We start from the raw sequence: 19,056 nt of genomic DNA, 5'->3' as shown, positions 1-19,056 counted from the left end.
AAATTTCCCTCACGTTTGATCGAGTCTGGATTCAACTTTACCTTGCCGTTCTATTAAGCTCACCCGGTGTGGAGGATGTGGTTGTTGCTTCGGATCTTGTGGGGTGCCGCTACCGCTTAGTGCAGCGGCGCGCGCACCCCGAGATGCCGCGTACCCATGCCTCGATTGCCCGGGCGGAACGCCACGCGGCCGCAGCGGAGGCCGTCATGCAGATGTTTCCCCGCAAGGGCTCTGGCAGGTTTCGCCGCATAGATCTGGAAGGTGATGAGTGGGAGCGCTCCATGCGCACCCTTGAGGCCTTAGCTTCCGGGTATACGCACATCACCAACGCGGTCTTCGCCACCGAGGAGTGGATGGTGCGCATAGATTTGCTGCTGCGCGAGGGTGATAAGTACACCCCAATTATCGTGTCTAATCACCGTGTGGCCCGCAAGAATGACACCAAGACGACACCGGCGGTGCCTACCCATCGCTTGGGCCTGAGTGAGCCGCTTGAGGCGCCGTATAAGCTGCGCCATCATGCGGTAGATGGTTACCGCTTAGCGTTTGCCGCCCGTGCTTTGCGGGATCTCGGACTCGATTCCGGCCGGGGCGGGGCCATCGGGCAGGACCGCACGCGGGCATTTTTTACGGAAACAGCGAAGTTTGATCTGGAACGCGCCTGGAATCAGCCGCTTCCTACCGCGCCGGTGCGGGTTAAGGAGTGCGCGAGCTGCCGCTTTTGGTCTTTGTGCGAGCAGGAGCTGGTGGCAGCGGATGATATTTCGCTTTTCCTATCCGGCGATCGTGCTAAGCCTTACCGCGAGCGCGGGATTACTACCGTGCAGGCGCTTATCGACGCCGACCTGGGCGAACCTTCCCGCCTTGCTGCTGCCTGGCGCGCCGGGGAGGTGTTGCTGCGCCGCGGCGACGTGCACGCTCCGCGCGCAGACGTGGAGGTGGACGTGGATATGGAAGCTTACCTGGACCAGGGCGCGTACCTATGGGGAGCCTGGCACGACGGTAACTACGTCCCGTTCGTTACGTGGGAGCCGTTGGGCGGGCGCGCCGAGGCAGAGAACTTTGCGGCGTTCTGGCGCTGGTTGATGGATGTGCGTGCTAAGGCCCATGCGGAGGGCAAAACATTTGCTGCATATTGCTACTCGTCTCACGGTGAGAACCATTGGATGCGCATGTCCGCGCAGCGTTTCCGCGAGGTGGATGAGCGGGAAGTAGAAGAGTTTATCTCCTCACCGGAGTGGGTGGATATGTTCGCCCACGTCAAAAGATCCTTCGCCGGTCCCTTCGGCCTAGGCCTAAAGGTAGTCGCCCCAGAAGCGGGGTTTACCTGGCCAGAAGAAGACTTCGACGGCGAAGAATCCGTGAACGCGCGTCGCGAGGCGCTAGCCGGTGACCTCGTGGCGCGGCAGCGCTTGCTGGACTATAACTCCGGCGATGTCCAGGCCACCCGCGCGGTTCGCGAGTGGATGGATGCCGGCGCGCCGGGTACTACAGCGCTGTAAATATGGCGTAGATGACCGCGAGGATCGCTATGCCCGCATAGACCTGGTTCCATTCTGGCCCCGGCTTCGGATCCGGACCCTCCGCCTTCTTCATCAAGACCTGCTTTTGGGCCTTGACCGCCCGGGCGATGAGCACGGGGTAGACCGCCAGGGACAGGATGCATAAGAGGGAGGCGACCACCTTAAGCAGGGAAATATCGGTGCCGATCCAGATGAGCAGCCCGCCGTTGACGAAGGTGGCGCGCAGGAGGCCGAGTTTGTCCAGTTGCTGCAAGCCCGCCCGGACGGCAGCGGGGCCGCCACCCATGGTGCTGGGCAAGAGGTAGCTCATCACGCCGATGAGCAGTTGACCGGCAAACCCCACCAGCAAGGCGAGGGTGGGCAGCGCCGGCTCGGGCATAAAGAAATGCTGCACCGTGTAATACACCAAAGACAGCACCAGCCATAGCGAGGCCATGAGCACGGAGACCGAGGCAAAGGTGATGCGATCGCGCGGGTCCTTAGCCACCGTCAGCACATTAGCGAGCCACTGCTGCAAGCTCAGCGCCCAACCGCAGCAGTAGGCGATAAGTCCCAACTCGGGGAAGCCGAGGAAAGCGCCCCCGATGGTGGCAACCACACCGACTGCGAGCAGTGCAAAGGAGGAGTGCATGTGGCGATTAATACCTTGGGTCCGCCAGATGGAGGGGAAAAGGATGGTGAGAGAACCGGCCGCGGCCAAGCCGATGAATCCTCCGATATTGGCAGCTATATGGGCAAGCAGGAGTGTGGGATGTCCGGGATAAACGGCCAGCAGCCCGCCAAAGATGGCACCCACCGGCAGGCACAGGGCGGAAAGTACATAGGCGCCCACTACGGGGCGGAAGCGCTTATCTTTGGCACCGCGCCATTGCTGGAAGAGCGATACCGCATGCCAGAGCATTATCAGTGCAATGAGCGTGGCGCCCACCTGGGTGACAATCCAGTGTTGGGACCAGAACTCCATGAGGATTTGGCCGATTAACACGAGGATGATTCCGGCATTGAGGCCGTAGATGCGGGCTAATTGGGTAGGGCGGGCAGACTCGGGGAGGCGCTGTTGGGTGAATTTCTCCGTGAGGTGCTGGGACCACACGATGATGCTATTGCTTACCAGTCCGAGGGTGAAGAGGTGGATGAGTACCCACCGGTAGTTCGGGACCAAGGTATGCGTTGCACCCACGAGGATGAAAACCATCATCCATAGGGATACGGGACGGGAGGCCTTGCGGTGCCATGTCCGCGCCGACCACTTATTCTCAGGCATAAAACCGATTTTAGCCGGATTTAATCTTGGTCCAAGTCAGCGCAGTAAGGGCGAGGGCTACGGCGGTGAAGAAGGCAATGAAAAGGGGCCACGATAGGGCGTCGAAAAGCAAGCCGGCACACGCGCCCACCACAGAAGAGCCAAAGTAATAGCAGAACACGTACATCGAGGAGGCCTCCGCGCGGTCATGGGTGGCGATCTGGCCCACCCACCCGGAGGCGGTGGAGTGTACGGCGAAAAAGCCCACGGTAAAGGCGATCATTCCGAGAAGCGTCAGCGGAAGGTTACCGGCGCAGAACGCGATGCCCACAGTAAAAAGTGCAGCCGAGCCGCACAGGGTTTTCCCGTGGCCGATTCGCGCCACCAGCGCTCCAGCCCGAGCCGAGGACCAGGTGCCAGAAAGGTAGAACAGGAAAGCCAAGCCGGCTAGCGAAGGGGCCAGACCAAAATCATCGATGAGCCGGAAGGTTAAGAAGTTATACATGGAGACAAACGTGCCCATGGACAGGAATGCGGTGAGAAAGAGCAAGGTCAAATCCCGGTTGGCCCAATGGCCCAAGAGCGCCCGGCTTTCGGTCTTGAGATGGATGGATTTAGACCGGAAATTGCGTTGGGCGGGAAGCAGTAACCAAGACGTAATGGCGAAGGCGAGTGAAACCAGCGCCGAGCCGAAGAGCGCCCAGCGCCAGGTGGAAATCTCCACCAGCCCGGTGGGAATGAGGCGGCCGGTAAGGCCACCGACGGAGGTGCCTGCAATGTAGAGGCCCATTGCGCGCGGCAGGGCTTTGTCATCGAGTTCTTCAGAAAGCCATGCCATTGCCGTGGCGGGGGCGCCGGACAGCAGCGCACCCTGCAGGCCGCGTACCACGATGAGCTGCCACCCCTCTTGGGCGGAGGGAACAATGAGCCCCACGCCGGTCGCGGCAACGGCCGAAATGAGCAGGATACGTCCGCGACCGAAACGCTCGGAGAGGATGGATGCGGGCACCACGCATAGGGCCAGCGCGCCCGTGGCGGCCGATACGGTCATGGCCGCCTCGGTGGAAGAAAGGCCCATGTTGTCTACCAGCGTGGGAAGAATGGCTTGGGTGGAATACAGGCTGGAGAAAATAGCCAAGCCCACCAGGAGCATGGCTACCGTAGCGCGCCGCGTTCGAGTCATGCTATTTAGCCTGCCTGGCCATGCAGCATGTGTAAAATGTGGAAAATTACGCTAATCGATGCGGAGTATGCATGAATGTGGAGGATGTTCGCGGCTTCCTCGCCGTGGTGGATCATGGTCGCGTGGGTGCTGCGGCCGATGAACTGGGGATCTCCCAATCCGCGCTGACCCGCCGCGTACAGCGCGTAGAAGCTAGTCTTGGCGCCCGCCTTTTCGAGCGCACTGGGCGCACCCTACACGTGAATTCGCGTGGGAGGGCTTTCGCTGCGGCTGGGCGGGAAATGCTCCGCGCCTACCAAGTAGGGCGGGACGATGTTGCCCGCCTCATGGATCCAGAACGCGGCACCGTGCGCCTAGATTTCATGCACTCGCTGGGAACCTGGTTGGTTCCGGACCTGCTCAAGAGCTATCGCGCGCAGCACCCGCACGTGGATATTCGCCTGCATCAAGGCGCGGCGCAGGAGCTGGTGAGCAGGGTGGAAAACGGCGAATCTGACCTTGCCCTCGTGGGCCCGCGGCCTGATGCAGCTCTGGGCTGGCACCAAATTAAGGTACAGCGACTAGGCCTTGCGGTGCCGGAGGGTCACTGGGCAGCGAACCGGCGGGAGGTGGAACTAGCGGAATTCGCTGCAGAACCGTTCATCGGCATGCTCCCAGGCTATGGCACGCGCATGCTTCTCGATGCCCTCGCGGACGACGCTGGCTTTAGCCCCCACCTCGTCTTCGAGTCGATGGAACTTACTACCGTTGCGGGGCTGGTAGCGGCAGGACTCGGGGTGGCACTTTTGCCGCTGGATGACCCTTATCTACAGGTGGGGAGCTTGATTCCCCTCACGCCGCCAGCGTACCGCGAGCTCGGTTTAGTGTGGCGCGCCGGGGACGACGCACCCCCAGTGCAGCAATTCCGGGAGTTTATCCGGGCATAGAAAAAGCCGCCCCGAAGGGGCGGCCGAAGTAACTAAAAGGAGTTACTTGGTGGCTGCAGCGAAGCGCTCAGCAACGTCATCCCAGTTGAAGACGTTCCATACGGCCTTAACGTAGTCAGCCTTAACGTTCTTGTACTGCAGGTAGAAAGCGTGCTCCCACATATCCAGCATCAGCAGCGGGGTGAAGTTGATGGAGGTATTACCCTGCTGGTCAGTCAGCTGCTCGATGATGAGGCGGCCAGCAATGTGGTCGTAGCCCAGAACGGCCCAGCCGGAGCCCTGCAGCGAGGTAGCAGCAGCGGAGAAGTGAGCCTTGAACTTCTCAAAGGAGCCGAAGTCGCGGTTGATGGCCTCTGCCAGCTCGCCGGTTGGCTCGCCGCCACCGTTCGGGGACAGGTTCTTCCAGAAGATGGAGTGGTTGGTGTGGCCACCCAGGTTAAATGCCAAGTTCTTGGAGAGGGCGCGGATGCGATCCGGGTTAGCCTCACCGTTGCGCTCTTCCTCGAGTGCCTCGAGTGCAGCGTTAGCGCCAGCAACGTAGGTTGCGTGGTGCTTATCGTGGTGGAGCTCCATGATCTCTGCGGAGATGTGTGGCTCCAGTGCGTCGAATGCGTATGGGAGGTCAGGAAGTTCGTAAACAGCCATTTGTTAAATCCTTTCTTCGGGTACGTGTCCGATGATAGGCACGGTGGAAAGATTTCGCCATGATTAATTCGAATTGTGGAACTAGCGCGAATATTAACTGGCCGCGGAATCGCTTTTCGCAGTACAAAGTTGGGAAGAAGGAATAAGGAAGGAGCTATACCTCATGTGGATGTTTAAGCCGGAGCCCAAGCTCGTGACTGCAGACGAGGCTCTGCCGGGTCGATCCGAGCCAATCCTAGCCCCCGCCCCGCACGCCGTTCTAGGAACACCGATTACCGGACCGTGGAAGGACGGGCAGCGGTCCATTCTTATTGCGTTGGGATGTTTCTGGGGCGCGGAGAAGATGTTTTGGGAGACCGAAGGCGTGGAGTCCACCTCGGTGGGCTATGCAGGCGGTACCACTCCGAATCCCACGTATTACGAGGTGTGCCGTGGGTTGACCAACCATGCCGAGGCGGTGGAGGTGGTCTATGACCCGCAGCGCATCAGCCTGCGCGATCTTGTCGTACAGGCCTTAGAAGCGCACGATCCCACTCAGGGTTTTCGCCAAGGCAATGATGTAGGAACGCAATACCGCTCTGCTTTCTACCCACGCACGGAGGAAGAGCGCGCAGAAATCCAGGGCATCGTGGATTCCTATGCAGAGAAACTCAAGGAATTCGGATTCGGGGATACCACCACGGAGGTCAAACTCCTCTCCGAAACTGATTCTGGGGAGTACTACCTGGCTGAGGATGAGCATCAGCAGTACCTATATAAGGTTCCTAATGGGTACTGTCCGCACCACAGTACTGGGGTGAAATGCGACTAAGCGTCGCGCCGGATAAAGCGGGCAATTTTCTTGGCCAACTTCGGCGTGAGCGATTGGCGGGATTGGGATCCTAAGACCTCATCCCAATACCAGAGCATTTCCTCAAAATAGTTGTGTCCGTGCCCGCCAGGGACGTTGAGGGAATTGATCTGGTCCAAGCCAATTTGCCACCAGGTAATGAACGGAACCCAATGCAGCTGCCGGAAGGTATCCGCGTGCAGCGATTCCGGCTGCGGTTCATGAATCCAGGTGGGCCTGCGCACGAGAAGGTTGAGATCCCACCACACGATGGCGTCGGAAGCGTGCTGGGCAATGAGCATGCGGGGGCGGCGCCAGGTGTGGGCGTAGTCATTGCCAAAGGCGTCGTGCAGCGTATGGTCAGGGGCCGCCGCGTAGCGCACATGCTTGCCGCCATCGATAACGGGCAGGCGTTCTAGGGAACCAATATCCCGGCGCAGGCGCTGGGTAAAGTGTGTCATGCGCGGAGGCCCAGAAAAGACCGCGCCATTGCACGCAGAAAGTAGGTCTTCCGCATTATGGTAGTTATCCATAATGGCGTAGGCGCCAAGCGATTCACCTGCGAAATAAAGCCGCGGACGGTTTTCTTTAGGCAGCCTATCTATTTCTTCTTGTACCACCCGAATCAATTCGCGGGCCGCTTGCTTCGGGGCATTCTTATCCACGAGGTAGGAAAAAACCGAAGGCAGGTAGGAATACTGCATTGTGACGGTGACGCAATCACCGCCGGTCAAAAACTCATAGGAGCACGCACCCCAGTTATTGATCCATCCCGAGCCGGCGGGCATTTGGATGACGATAGTTTCGCGCCGCAGGGCACCGGTGCGTTCGAGTTCGGCGCGGATCTTTTCCGCGGATTGTTGGAAAGAGCGCCCTGGTATGTATCCGGCGTAGATACGGATGGGTTCCTTTGCATCGGTTCCCGTCACTGTGCGGATATCGCGGGCGCGCGGGCCGTTGGAGACAAAGCGGCGTCCCTGTTGTCCCAACGCCGACCACGGCTCGAGCGACCATGGGCTGCCGGAGCGCTCCGGCTCCCAGGGTATGGAGGTGCCAGGGAAAATCTGCTTGTTTATTCGCTGCGCTTGGTGCGATAGCGAGCGTAGCCAACGTCGAAAGACCACGCGGTCAGAAAGTGCAAACGTCGTGAGGCTCAGTCCCGCGGTAACCACCGGCCAAGCAACGAGTGCAGGCACCCACCGGCCTAGCTGGCGTGACAGTTTAGTGACGGCAAGCTGCGTGGCCTCCCCGATGAGTAGGAGAGTGCCGTAGCCCGCGGTGCCCGCGGCCAAGCCGATGGCCGCCGTGGCGGGACCGCGCACGAGCTGCTTATTGACCAACTCCGCCTGCTTTTTCTGGTTGCGCAGCGAAAGCACGGCATTAAATGCAGTCCCGGCGCCAATAGCAAGGTGCATAATTTGTCGATGTTGTGGGCCGAGGCGGTCCTGCGGGCGCTTGCCAATGCTATTGAGCACGAAGCTTGTTGACGCCGCACCTAGATGCCCAATGCCCTGCCCGATTGCCACGTTGGCAGCGGTCACCCACCACGGGCGGGGAAGTAAGGAGGGCGAAACAGCAGCCCACGTAGCTAATTCCGCACCCAAAATTCCAGCCGACATATTGGGTGGTAAGGTTTGCCGGCTGGTCATACGGACGATGGGCGTGAGATCCGCGGCTACGCCAAGAGCGATTAGTGCAGCGCGGCGGAGTGCGCGTTTCATAATGCCCGATTATCCCAGATTTCGGTGGGATTTTCAGTGTGAGATTTAGCCCGTGCAAAAATCTTCAAAGAGTTGCACAATGGGGTCATGGCAAATCATGTAGGAAACAAAGTAGTTCTCATTGGTGCCGGCGATGTGGGAGTCGCTTACGCCTTCGCTCTCATCAACCAAAGCATCGTTGACCACTTGGCAATCATCGATATCGATGAAAAGAAGCTAGAGGGCAACGTCATGGACCTCAACCACGGTGTTGTCTGGGCCCCCACCCGCACCCGCGTCACCAAGGGCACCTACGCCGATTGCGCAGACGCCGATATGGTCGTCATTTGCGCCGGTGCCGCACAGAAGCCGGGTGAGACCCGCCTGGACCTGGTGGGCAAGAACGTCAAGATCATGAACAGCATCGTCTCCGATGTCATGGCGAATGACTTTGATGGCATCTTCTTGGTTGCCTCCAACCCAGTGGACATCCTGACCTACGCCGTGTGGAAGGCTTCCGGCCTAGACCACAAGCGTGTCATCGGCTCCGGCACTGTGCTGGACTCCGCTCGTTTCCGCTACATGCTGGGCGAGCTGGAAGATGTTGCACCGAAGTCCGTACACGCCTACATCGTGGGCGAGCACGGCGATTCCGAGCTGCCAGCCATCTCCACCGCGAATATCGCAGGTGTCCCGATGTCCAAGAAACTGGATACGGATCCGGAGTATGCAGAGCGCATCGAGAAGATCTTCGAAGACACCCGCGATGCCGCCTACTCCATCATTGACGCTAAGGGCTCCACTTCCTTCGGTATCGGCATGGGCCTGGCCCGTATCACCGCCGCCGTCATCCAGAACCAGGACGTGGCGCTGCCAGTATCTGCTTACCTGCAGGGGGAGTATGGTGTAGAGGATCTCTACATCGGTACCGCTGCCATCATCAACCGCTCCGGCATCGTGCGCGCGATTGAGCTGCAGCTCAATGAGCACGAAAAGGAGCGTTTCGATGCTTCTGCCAAGACCCTGAATGACATCAAGGAAGAGTTCTTCGGCTAGTGAAGATTGTCGCTCATAGGGGATACTCCGGAAAATATCCGGAGCTGTCCCCTCTAGCTTTTGAAAAAGCCCTAGATTTGCCAATTCACGGCGTCGAGTGCGATGTGCGCTTGACGCGCGATGGAAAAGTAGTGGTTCAGCATGATCCCACGTTGGACCGCACCGCGGGGCGCCTCGGCCGCATTTCCAAGATGGACTGGGAAGAATTGCGCGGCGTTGACATCGGTTCGGGCCAGCGCATGATGCTTCTCGACGAACTCTTGGAACTACTTCAGGGCACACCGCACCACCTTTATATCGAGACCAAGCACCCCTCCGGGCAAGGTGACATCCTGGAGGAGCAAACGGTGCTGCGCCTGCGTTATGCGGGGCTTTTCGACGACCCCCGGATCCACGTCATTTCCTTTTCCCACCACGCCATCCGCCGCATGCAGAACTTGGCGCCGCACATGGACCGGATTTATCTTCGTCGCGATTGGGAGCGCCATGTCAACCGTCCCGATGTAATGCTGTCCAAGCCCACCGCGCTCGGCGTATCGTTGCTGCGCGCGAAGCTGCGTCCAGCGATTATCGGAGCGCAGGGATTGCCTACCTACCTGTGGACCGTAGACAAGCCGGAGGATATGAAGTGGGCGTGGGCTAATGGAGTGGATATGCTTGCCACCAATCAACCCGAAGTGGCCCTACATGCCATTGAGCTCTAGTGAGCAGGTATCTTGGAGGCATGGCCAAGAAGAAAAAGAACAAGGAACAGCTGCCTGAGGGCATGTCCCGCCGCCAGGCAAAGCTCGCTGCCCGCGCCAAGGAGCGCGCCGCCCTGGAAAAGGACCCCCGCCCCTACGGCGGACTTGCTGCGGAGGCCTCCCTGGTCGCCATGCAGGAGTTCGTCCCCTCCGCTTTTGCCAAGCTTGACGTTACAGGCTGCGATAAGAACGTGTATGTAGCCACCGTCCTGCCGGGTGCTTCTGCTGCGCTTATTCGGGACACCGAATTTGGCGGCGATGCCTTCGTGGGCCTGCAGGTGCAGTCCCATACCCACAACCCGGGTCGCGACCTCGCCTTTGCCCTTAACTGGGTGAAGAATAATGAGCCGGGCGCCACCCTGGAATCCACCGCGGCTGACGGTTCGGAGCCGAAGTTGGAGGAGCTTATCGATTCCTCTGCTACCCTCGACGTGCAGGTTCACCAGGACTTCGAATGGTGGATTCCGGAGGGAGCACAGGTCACCCCGCAGATTGCACAGTCGCTACGCGCCGCTAATGATTCCGTCATTGAGTCCTATCAGGTGGGCGAGAACATTACCGGTGCGGCCTTTTGGGCAAATGCCGGCGGCGGCAAGGCCCACATCCGTTGGGTCCGCCCGAATGACGATGAATCCGCATTCCTGAACGCACTGGCGCGCGTCGCCGCCCGCGGCGAGCTGAACTTGGGCGAGGGCACCAAGTTCGCCGGTGTTTTCCGCACCCACGGTCTCATCGCTCCGGTTTTCGACTTGGATCCAGAGGTTGACCACGCTTCTTATGAGGACCACCTCACCCGCGTGGACAAGGCCTTGGAGGAAGAAATTTCTAATAATGCCCAGCTGAACGCCGATGAGCGCAAGCAGCTAGAAAACATCAAGTCCCGCCAGGTGACCCTGCGCTAAAGACAGGAAAATGGCCCTTCCCCCAGTAGAGGAAGGGCTATTTTTTGATCGCTATTTGAGAGAATCCCACAACCCGGCGGCTGCTTCATCGTCCCAGAGGACGACGTTGCCTACCTCGGTATCTTGGAAACCGCCGATGGGGACGGTCTCTGTGTCTACACCGGAGCCCATGGCTAGTGCTACGCGGGCGAGGTGCCAGACGTGGTCGCCCTCACCCACGATGAACGAGGAGGCGGTGTGGTTGACCAAGGAGAAGGCGCGGAATGGGTTAATCAGGGTGGCCGGGGAAGCAACCTTATCCAGCAATGCGGAGAAGAATTCGCGCTGTCGCTGCACGCGGTCAAGGTCACCCATGGCGGTGGCGCGGGTGCGCACGTAACCGAGGGCGTCGCGGCCCTTGAGCTTCTGGCAGCCATCTTGGAGATCAATGCCGGCCAGCGGGTCATTGATGGGTTCCTTCACGCATACGTCTACGCCGCCGACGGAGTCGACCACATTAGCTAGGCCACCCATACCGATCTCGGCATAGTGGTCGATGTGCAGACCGGTCGTGCCTTCGATGGTTTGGGTAAGCAGCTGCGGTCCACCGTAGGTAAAGGCGGCATTGATCTTGTCCATGCCAAAACCGGGGACTTCCACGTAGCTATCGCGTGGGATGGAAACGAGCTTGGCCTTGCCGGTACGAGGGATGTGCAGCAGCATGATGGTATCGGTGCGGCCCTCACCCACATCACCACCGGTGCCGAGCTCAGCCTGCTGCTCCTCGCTGAGGCCTTGGCGGGAATCGGAGCCGACGAGCAACCAATTGGTGCCGGCGGTATTAGACACTTGTTCTTCTGGCAGCGCCTCCACGCGGGTGAGGCGGGCATCGGTCCAGAACATGAAGACGAGGTTGAATACCAGTAGGACAACGAGCGCCAAGCCAACGCACCCGAGGGCGCGCTTGGCCGGATTGACCTTCTTGCGGCGGCTGTGTGGGCGCTGCCGGGGCGCCGGGCGCGGCTCGGTACGACGAGGCGGGCGCTGCTGCGCGCGGTACTGGCTGGGGTAGCGGCTCGGTGTTGGCGGCGGAGTGCGGCGCGGGGGCTGTTGCTGTGGCTGCGGAGCGCGGAAAGATTGTTGCTCGGGTTCCTCGCGCCGCGGCGTTGGGCGGGCGGAGGAACGGCGTCGAATGGGGCGGCCGTATCGATCCTTGAGGGGACGTCCATCGGCCCCAAGGACGAATTCAGTGGAGGAGTCGTCGCCGGCGCGGCGGGCCTCCCGATGCGGATCTCGTCCTGATTCAGTCATGCGCTATACCTTACAAGGAGCAGGGAGCAACGCCTGCTTCGCGACGTCCCCTACGGGCATTTTCACAGGAAGGAATAACCCACGAAAGCGATGGCGTCGATAAGAAAATGCGCTATGACCAAAGGCCATACCCGCCCCGTGCGGTGGTAGTAATAGCCGTAAATTAAACCCATGATGATATTGCCAAAGCCAGCGGAAACTCCCTGGTAGAGGTGGTAAGAACCGCGGAGAATGGAGCTGGCGGCCAGCGCTGCTGGCAGCGACCAGCGGGCCTGGCGCAAGCGCGTCATAAGCCACATCACTACCACGGTTTCCTCCGCGAAGGCGTTGGCAGCGGCCTTGAGGAGGGAAACGGGGATTTCCACCCAAGCATTGGCGAAGTCGCCGGGGAGGACCTCCTTGCTCCACCCCAATTGCACCGCCGCGACATACAGGGCGAGCCCCGGGATGCCAATGAGGGCGGCAAGCCCTGCGCCTTCTAGCCAGTCGCGGGCGCGGTGGGCACGGGGCACTATGCGGTCCTTGGCCAGCAGGAAAAGCGCTAAGGCTCCATAGGAAAAGAGCACGGCGGCCGAGCACAGCTGCAGTCCCATATCCACCCAGGCAAGGGAGGATTGGCTGGAGTTGAGTGTGACCGATTGCTCGTCGAGCCGCTGCGGTGCGGCCAGGGAATTGATGAGGTTCAACACCGCCCGCACCCCGGAAATGCCAAAGGTGAGGGTGAGGACGATGAGCAGCTCGGCGCGTAAGGACTTGGTCATGGGTGGAGGATGTGGGCGAGGCCGAGCAGGGCGGCGTCGGAAAGCGTAATGCCTCCTAGGTGCACGCCTACTGGCGGGTGATTGGGAACGGCCCATGGCACGGAAATGGCTGGCAGGCGGGCCATGTTGAAGAGGGAACCCCACGGAGACCACCGGGTCTGGGCCGCGAAATTCTCCGCATGGGGCAGGGACAGGAAAGAACCACTACGCGGCGGGTCCGTGGTGAGCATTGGGGTGAGGATGGCATCGACGCCCCATTCCTGGGCCAGCAAGCCAGGTAGCTGCCGGACATGCGCCCGCGCCGCGGCCAGCTCAGCGGCGCTCACGCGCCGGCCCTGTTGAGCAATCCACTCCGCATAGCCCGCCGCCGGGTTAAGCCCCGCCAGGCGGGAGGTAAAGGTCGTGCGGAAATGTGCAAAGGTAGCTCGGGCCTGCGGATACGGGGAAATGGGCACCACGGTGAAGCCGGCTGCCTGTAGGCGTTGGGCGGCCTCGCGGGCGGCGCGCAGGTGGTGGGCATCGACGTTGGCATCACAAAACAGCGGCTCTACCAGCAGACCAATGCGGGCGCGCGGGGTGATCATTCGGTGGCCATGCAGAAAGGCATTATCGGCCACGGTCCGGGTGATAAAGCCCTGCACACCCAGTTCATCACCTGCCGGTTTAAAGCCCACCACGCCGCAGGCCGCGGCCGGCACTCGGATGGAACCGCCGCCATCGCTGGCGTGCGCCGCGCGCAGCAACCCCCGCGCGACCTGTACCGCCGCACCGCCAGAGGAACCACCCGGAGTGCAGCCGGGATAGAGGGGATTATAGGGATGGGGCAGGCCTACTGGTTCCGTATCTACGCGCAGACCCAACTCCGGGGTGGAGGATTTACCGATGATGCGCGCACCCTGCTTCTCCAAGGCTTCAATAAAGGCATCGCTGCGCTCGGGGTAGTAGGTGCGATCGACATTTCCCAAGGTAGTAGGCATGCCGCGGACATCGCAGAGATCCTTAGCGGAGAGGACCCAGCCGGTCAGCCGGCCTCGGCCGGAGGGCTCGCGGTCTACATCCAGGTAGGTGAAACCGTGTTCCTCGGGGGCAAGACCGTGCAGATCCGCGCGGAGTTGTTCTACGGAAAAGTCCATGGGGCACCAGTCTAGTGGGCTAAGGTGACGTGCATGACTACCACCATCGCCTTCCTGGGGCCAGCCGGAACCTTCACGGAAGCCGCCGTGCATAAGTTTGCCGCGCACCTGCCGCAGGTAGAGACCATGCCGGTTGGCTCGCCTTCGGAGGCCGTGGCCGCCGTGCGCGCCGGGCACGCCGAGTACGCCTGTGTAGCCATTGAAAATTCCGTCGATGGTGCGGTCACCACCACCTTTGATGCGCTGGTTGAAGCCGAACCGGTGCAGATTTACCGCGAGGTGGATATCCCCGTGGCCTTTAGCATCATGACCCGGCAAGGCGCGGGTGACATTGCGCGGCTGAGCACCCACCCGGTGGCGTTCCAGCAAATCCGCGGTTGGGTAAAAGACAATCTGCCGGAGGCAGAGTTCGTGCCGGCCAGTTCCAATGCTGCGGCGGCCGAGGCTGTAGCCCGTGGGGAAGCGGATGCGGCCGCAGCGCCGGCGCGGGCCGCCGAGATCTTCGGCCTGGAGACCATCGCCCAGAGCGTGGCGGATGTTGAGGGTGCCGCAACGCGCTTTGTCCTGGTGGGGCGTCCGGGAAAACCCACTGCGCGAACGGGCCAGGACCGCACCAGCGTCATCTTCACCCTGCCAAATGAACCGGGCAGCCTGGTGGGGGCGTTGCAGGACTTTGCGCACCGCGGGGTGGACCTGTCCCGGATTGAGTCGCGCCCCACGCGGGAGGCCTTTGGTACGTACCGCTTCTACGTGGACCTCATCGGGCACATTGACGATCAACCGGTGGCAGAGGCGCTGCGGGCCTTGTGGTTGCGGGCAGAGGACTTGCTTTTCCTTGGCTCCTGGCCGGCGGCAACGCCCGCGGGCAAGCCACCGCGCGATCTGGCAGCGGCGGATGATTGGGTAGCGCGGGCACGCAGGGGCCAATAATCTAGAAGCATGCCCGGAAGAATTATCCTGCTGCGCCACGGCCAGACCTATTCCAATATTTCCCGCTTCCTCGATACCCGCCCGCCCGGGGCAGAGCTTACCGAGCGCGGGCGCGACCAAGCTACGGAGGTAGGCCGTGAGCTAGCGCAGTTGGTGGGCGAGCGCGAGGTGGAATTTAAATGCTCCATTGCCCTGCGCGCTCAGCAGACCGCGATGCTGGCGGCACGCGCCTTTGAGCAGGAGCGCGGCATGCCGGAATTTTCCCAGCGGGTTGACGTAATTGCCGGCGTGCACGAAATTTTCGCCGGTGACTGGGAGATGGACGGTAGCGAGGATGCCCATAGGTCGCACATGATGGCCATGCGTGGCTGGTGCGATGGCGAGCGCGGCGCCGGGATGGAAGGCGGCGAGACCTTGGATGATGTGCTGGCGCGCTACCAGCCGGTGCTGGAGGGCATTGCGGAGCAGCTTGCCGACGACCACGATGTCATCCTTGTCAGCCACGGCGCCGCCATCCGCGTGGTCACCAAACACGCCACGGGTGTTGACGCCGACTTTGCCTATACCGGCTACCTGGCCAATTGCCGCTTTATGGTGATGGAACCGCGCGGCAAGGACTTTGGTGAGTGGACGTTGACCCGGTGGGCGGATACGGAGCTCTAGCCCCAGCCCAAGCGGTGCAGCTCCTCTTCCTCGAGGCCAAAGTAATGGCCGAGTTCGTGGAATACGGTGACTTTGACCTGCTCTGCTAATTCTTCCTCGCTGCCGGACCAGCGCTGCAGCGTGTTGCGGTAAATGAAGATCGCATCGGGCAGGAAACCGGTGTGATCGAAGGTGCGGTGGGGCAGTGCCACGCCCTCGTAGAGCCCTAGCAACATAGGGTTATCGGGGTTTTCATCTTCGACCAAAATGACGAGGTTGCGCATGCGGCGCACGAATTCCTCGGGGACTTGATCCAGCGCCTCGTTGACCATCTCATCGAAGCGCTCTTCCGATACCTCCACCATTAGGGCGCTGGGGCCGGGGCGGGGGCGGCAGACTCGGGTGCCGGGCTCTTGTCCTTGTCCTCACGCAGTGGATTGCGCTCGGGGCGTTCCTCCGGCGGTTGGCCGTCGATAGTCAGCGCTTGGCGGCCACCGGTAGCGGAACCGGTGATGGCAGAGAAACCGCCGCCTTCGCGGGCATGCACAAGGGAGCAATTGACGGACTTGGTGCCGCCATTCCACGAGGCCTCGGTGATAGAGCCCCAGAATGGTTGCAGCGTGGACTGGTAGAGCTGCTCCTCGCCGCCAAGGTAGTCCTCGGTGGCAGCGGTACACGTATCGGATAGGAACTTGTCCATATCCTTGCCGTCCGGGTAGCCGTCAGGGAACTGCTTGCCCACATCGATGACGGAAACGGTCTCCATCTGGTGGGGCTTAGCGCAGTCAACGACGTGCGGAACCTGCTTGTCATCGATGGCCAAGCACTCGCCCGGCTTGGCGAGGTTTGCTTGCTCGGAGGCCTCGACGTTGCCGGTAGTAAGCTGTGGTACGCCGTGATCATCGGTGGTTTGCAGGCCGCACAGCAAGGTGCGATCGCCGCGATCCCAGGCGGACTGCGGCGGCAGAATGGACGCCACATCGTACTTACCATTCGGATCCCACTTACCGTGCAGGTAGCCCACAGTGGCGGATTCGCACAGCTCATCGCGCAATTGGTGTTGGCGGGTAAGCGCTGGGCGGTTGGCATCAGGGCCGAATTCGCTGGTGGGGTAGACGCTCAGGTCTTCGGTCTTGGAAACCTCGAAGCGGTGCTGTTCAGAGCACGGTACTTCCTTGAACCCAGTGGCGGAGCCATCCTGGGCGATGTCCCACGTCAAGCAAGCGCCGGCGGCCGCAGCGGTGAAGGGCTCCGGTTTAGGAGCGGCGGTTTCTGAAGTATCCCCGCTATTGTGCTGCTGGGCAGCGGTAGTGTCTTCGCCGCCCGATTTGTGGGAGCTGATAACGCCATAGATGCCCATGAAAACGGCCGCCGCGATTGCCGCAATCAAGACAATCTGGACGGCCACAGCGGAACGCCACGCAGGTGATTTCTTCATAAGGCCTTTAATCTTACCTGTTAAGCAGGGTGCTGGCTAGATACTGTTCTCCCTAGCCACCCGGGTAGTCAGCCGGTAGCGGTCGGTGCGGTAGACGGAGGAACACCACTCCACCGGCCTATCGCCCGAGCGGGAGTAGCGCACGATGTGTAGCAGTGGGGTGCCCACGGGGACGTCGAGAAGCGGAGCAGTGTCCGCATCGGCTGAAATCGCCGAGACCGTTTGATCCGCATCGGTGATGGGGACGTTAAAGACGGAGTCGAGGATGGCGTAGACCGAATTGTAGGTGTCATTTTCTAGCAGGCTGGGCGCATACGTGGAGTTATACCAGCCGTCATCAATGGAGTAGGGCTCGCCATCGCCCAAGCGCAGGCGGCGCAGGTGAATATGTTCGGTTTGGGCAGGAGTATCAAAAAAGAGGGCGGCATCCTCCGGGGCGCTGCTGCGTCCGCTGGTAAGGATTTTGGAGGAGGCGGTGACGTCTTGTGCGCCCATCTCATCCGAGAATGAGGCCAGGTGGAGCCGGGAGACCAAGGGATTGGGCGCTACGAAGGTGCCCTTACCGCGGACGCGGCGCAATTTTCCGGCCGCGACAAGATCCCCGATGGCGCGGCGGACCGTGATTCGTGACACGCCATAGGTTTCTTCAAGAAGCCTCTCGCCGGGCAGGATATCGCCGGGTTTGAGGGTCGTGCGGCACAATTCTTCGAGGATATCGTGCAATTGGGTGTGTTTTGGAACGGGACCGTCCGTAATTGTGCGGGCGGGGAGCTGAACGGCGGACATAAAGCCATCATAATTCGCTGGTTATTACCACCGCAAGGTGTTGCCAATACGCTAAACTTACATTCGTGATTGATCTCAAGCTACTCCGCGAAAACCCTGACGTTGTCCGTGCTTCCCAGGTGAACCGAGGTGAGGATCCCTCCCTCGTAGACCAGCTTTTGGAAGCTGATGAGCAGCGCCGCGCTGCTATCCAAAAGGCCGACGAACTGCGCTCCGAGCAGAAGGCTTTTGGCAAGAAGATTGGCCAAGCCTCCCCGGAGGAGCGTCCGGCACTGCTGGAGGGCTCTAATGAGCTGAAGGCCAAGGTCAAGGAGGCGGAAGAGGCACAGTCTGCCGCTGAAGCCAAGGTGGAAGAGCTGCAGTACAAGCTCGATAACGTGGTCGAAGGTGCCCCGGCCGGCGGTGAAGATGACTTCGTAGTGGTCGAAGAAGTCGGCCAGATTCCTGAGTTCGACTTCGAGCCAAAGGATCACCTTGAGTTGGGTGAGTCCCTCGGCCTTATCGACGTCAAGCGTGGCGCCAAGGTAGGCGGCGCTCGTTTCTACTACCTCACTGGCGATGGCGCCTTCCTGCAGCTGGGAATGCTGATGCTCGCGGCGCAGAAGGCGCGCGAAGCTGGCTTCAAGCTGATGATCCCGCCAGTTCTGGTTCGCCCAGACATTATGTCCGGCACTGGTTTCTTGGGCCAGCACTCCGATGAGATTTACTACCTGCCGGCCGACGATATGTACCTGGTCGGTACCTCTGAGGTGGCCCTTGCTGGTTACCACAAGGATGAGATCATCGACCTCTCCAATGGCCCGCTGCAGTATGCCGGCTGGTCCTCCTGCTTCCGCCGTGAGGCTGGCTCCCACGGTAAGGACACTCGCGGCATCCTGCGCGTCCACCAATTCGACAAGCTGGAGATGTTTGTCTACTGCAAGCCGGAGGACGCGGAAGAAATGCACCAGCGCCTTCTGTCCATGGAAAAGGACATGCTTGCAGCCATGGAACTGCCTTACCGCACCATCGATATTGCCGGTGGCGACCTCGGTTCTTCGGCGGCCCGTAAGTTCGACAATGAGGCTTGGGTTCCCACCCAAGGCACCTACCGTGAGCTGACCTCCACCTCGAACTGCACTACCTTCCAGGCTCGCCGCCTGTCCACCCGCTACCGCGACGAGAACGGCAAGACCCAGACCGCAGCTACCCTGAACGGCACGCTGGCGACTACCCGCTGGCTCGTCGCCATTCTGGAAAACCACCAGCAGGCCGACGGCTCCGTCGTTGTCCCTGAGGCCCTGCGCCCGTTCGTGGGCAAGGATGTCCTGACCCCGCAGTAAGTCC

19 protein-coding genes are annotated in these 19,056 nt (G+C 60.8%); 9 read left to right on the top strand and 10 right to left on the bottom strand.

What is annotated here, in order from left to right; genetic code table 11:
• Window positions 1–68: 68 nt before the first annotated feature.
• Entirely contained in the window at window positions 69–1,502 is a 1,434-nt protein-coding gene (locus tag QP915_RS10145) for a TM0106 family RecB-like putative nuclease (RefSeq protein ID WP_284769252.1), read from the top strand.
• Here QP915_RS10145 and QP915_RS10140 read toward each other — a convergent pair.
• Together QP915_RS10140 and QP915_RS10135 are read right to left on the bottom strand one after the other, a co-directional pair.
• Window positions 1,489–2,787 carry a copper oxidase gene (locus tag QP915_RS10140; RefSeq protein WP_284767270.1) on the bottom strand — a complete coding sequence of 433 codons (1,299 nt, stop codon included), beginning with the start codon at window positions 2,785–2,787 and terminating at the stop codon, window positions 1,489–1,491. The two genes, QP915_RS10145 and QP915_RS10140, sit on opposite strands and share 14 nt — an antisense overlap.
• A gap of 10 nt (window positions 2,788–2,797) precedes the next feature.
• Window positions 2,798–3,949, bottom strand: coding sequence for an MFS transporter (locus QP915_RS10135; protein WP_284769251.1), 1,152 nt, complete (start codon window positions 3,947–3,949; stop codon window positions 2,798–2,800).
• Window positions 3,950–4,020: 71 nt separating this feature from the next.
• On the opposite strand from QP915_RS10135, the gene QP915_RS10130 reads away from it, so the two are divergent.
• Entirely contained in the window at window positions 4,021–4,875 is an 855-nt protein-coding gene (locus tag QP915_RS10130; RefSeq protein WP_239278631.1) for a LysR family transcriptional regulator, read from the top strand.
• 42 nt (window positions 4,876–4,917) lie between these two features.
• Here QP915_RS10130 and QP915_RS10125 read toward each other — a convergent pair whose 3' ends face one another.
• Entirely contained in the window at window positions 4,918–5,520 is a 603-nt protein-coding gene (locus QP915_RS10125; RefSeq protein WP_005325362.1) for a superoxide dismutase, read from the bottom strand.
• A gap of 163 nt (window positions 5,521–5,683) precedes the next feature.
• On the opposite strand from QP915_RS10125, the gene msrA reads away from it, so the two are divergent.
• Window positions 5,684–6,331, top strand: a complete 648-nt coding sequence (gene msrA / locus QP915_RS10120) for a peptide-methionine (S)-S-oxide reductase MsrA (protein WP_179387157.1) — start codon at window positions 5,684–5,686, stop codon at window positions 6,329–6,331.
• On the opposite strand, the gene QP915_RS10115 is transcribed toward msrA, so the two are convergent.
• Entirely contained in the window at window positions 6,328–8,070 is a 1,743-nt protein-coding gene (locus QP915_RS10115) for an alpha/beta-hydrolase family protein (protein WP_284769250.1), read from the bottom strand. The two genes, msrA and QP915_RS10115, sit on opposite strands and share 4 nt — an antisense overlap.
• Window positions 8,071–8,157: 87 nt before the next feature.
• Between QP915_RS10115 and QP915_RS10110 the strand changes: the two genes are divergently transcribed.
• The 3 genes from QP915_RS10110 to QP915_RS10100 are packed head-to-tail and all read left to right on the top strand — an operon-like array spanning window position 8,158 to window position 10,750.
• Window positions 8,158–9,105: an L-lactate dehydrogenase gene (locus tag QP915_RS10110; RefSeq protein ID WP_225746279.1), complete on the top strand. Its 948-nt coding sequence runs from the start codon at window positions 8,158–8,160 to the stop codon at window positions 9,103–9,105.
• Window positions 9,105–9,809 (top strand): glycerophosphodiester phosphodiesterase family protein, encoded by a 705-nt coding sequence (locus tag QP915_RS10105; RefSeq protein WP_284769249.1) that lies wholly within the window; start codon window positions 9,105–9,107, stop codon window positions 9,807–9,809. The genes QP915_RS10110 and QP915_RS10105 overlap by 1 nt, the downstream gene beginning before the upstream one ends.
• 20 nt (window positions 9,810–9,829) lie before the next feature.
• Window positions 9,830–10,750: a DUF5926 family protein gene (locus QP915_RS10100; RefSeq protein WP_284769248.1), complete on the top strand. Its 921-nt coding sequence runs from the start codon at window positions 9,830–9,832 to the stop codon at window positions 10,748–10,750.
• Window positions 10,751–10,801: 51 nt separating this feature from the next.
• Here QP915_RS10100 and QP915_RS10095 read toward each other — a convergent pair whose 3' ends face one another.
• The 3 genes from QP915_RS10095 to QP915_RS10085 all read right to left on the bottom strand — a co-directional run bounded on the left by QP915_RS10095 (window position 10,802) and on the right by QP915_RS10085 (window position 13,934).
• Window positions 10,802–12,040, bottom strand: coding sequence for an LCP family protein (locus tag QP915_RS10095; RefSeq protein WP_284769247.1), 1,239 nt, complete (start codon window positions 12,038–12,040; stop codon window positions 10,802–10,804).
• 62 nt (window positions 12,041–12,102) lie between these two features.
• Entirely contained in the window at window positions 12,103–12,801 is a 699-nt protein-coding gene (locus QP915_RS10090; RefSeq protein WP_284769246.1) for a CPBP family intramembrane glutamic endopeptidase, read from the bottom strand.
• On the bottom strand, window positions 12,798–13,934 hold the full coding sequence (locus QP915_RS10085) for an amidase (RefSeq protein ID WP_284769245.1): 1,137 nt from the start codon (window positions 13,932–13,934) through the stop codon (window positions 12,798–12,800). The genes QP915_RS10090 and QP915_RS10085 overlap by 4 nt, the downstream gene beginning before the upstream one ends.
• 33 nt (window positions 13,935–13,967) lie before the next feature.
• Between QP915_RS10085 and pheA the strand changes: the two genes are divergently transcribed.
• On the top strand, window positions 13,968–14,864 hold the full coding sequence (pheA, locus tag QP915_RS10080) for a prephenate dehydratase (RefSeq protein ID WP_200435628.1): 897 nt from the start codon (window positions 13,968–13,970) through the stop codon (window positions 14,862–14,864).
• 9 nt (window positions 14,865–14,873) lie between these two features.
• The gene (locus QP915_RS10075) at window positions 14,874–15,527 is read left to right on the top strand and encodes a histidine phosphatase family protein (RefSeq protein ID WP_284769244.1); all 654 of its coding nucleotides are present in this window, start codon (window positions 14,874–14,876) and stop codon (window positions 15,525–15,527) included.
• On the opposite strand, the gene QP915_RS10070 is transcribed toward QP915_RS10075, so the two are convergent.
• Genes QP915_RS10070 through QP915_RS10060 form a run of 3 tightly spaced genes read right to left on the bottom strand, consistent with a single transcriptional unit; the run spans window position 15,524 to window position 17,730 of the window.
• A complete protein-coding gene (locus QP915_RS10070; RefSeq protein ID WP_049377520.1) occupies window positions 15,524–15,871 on the bottom strand; it encodes a metallopeptidase family protein in 348 nt (115 codons plus the stop codon). The genes QP915_RS10075 and QP915_RS10070 overlap by 4 nt on opposite strands.
• Entirely contained in the window at window positions 15,871–16,944 is a 1,074-nt protein-coding gene (locus QP915_RS10065; RefSeq protein ID WP_284769243.1) for a septum formation family protein, read from the bottom strand. Before QP915_RS10065 ends, QP915_RS10070 begins: the two co-directional genes overlap by 1 nt.
• 36 nt (window positions 16,945–16,980) lie before the next feature.
• Window positions 16,981–17,730 (bottom strand): GntR family transcriptional regulator, encoded by a 750-nt coding sequence (locus QP915_RS10060; protein WP_005325388.1) that lies wholly within the window; start codon window positions 17,728–17,730, stop codon window positions 16,981–16,983.
• A gap of 65 nt (window positions 17,731–17,795) precedes the next feature.
• Here QP915_RS10060 and serS point away from each other — a divergent pair, with 65 nt between their 5' ends.
• Complete coding sequence (gene serS / locus QP915_RS10055; RefSeq protein WP_150850412.1) at window positions 17,796–19,052, top strand: serine--tRNA ligase; 1,257 nt, start codon at window positions 17,796–17,798, stop codon at window positions 19,050–19,052.
• Window positions 19,053–19,056 lie beyond the last annotated feature (4 nt).

It is taken from the genome of Corynebacterium sp. MSK158 (assembly GCF_030229085.1).
Taxonomy (GTDB): Bacteria; Actinomycetota; Actinomycetes; order Mycobacteriales; family Mycobacteriaceae; genus Corynebacterium.
The sequence above is the reverse complement of the archived record's forward strand: the minus strand, read 5'-3'. Positions and strand labels throughout refer to the sequence as shown.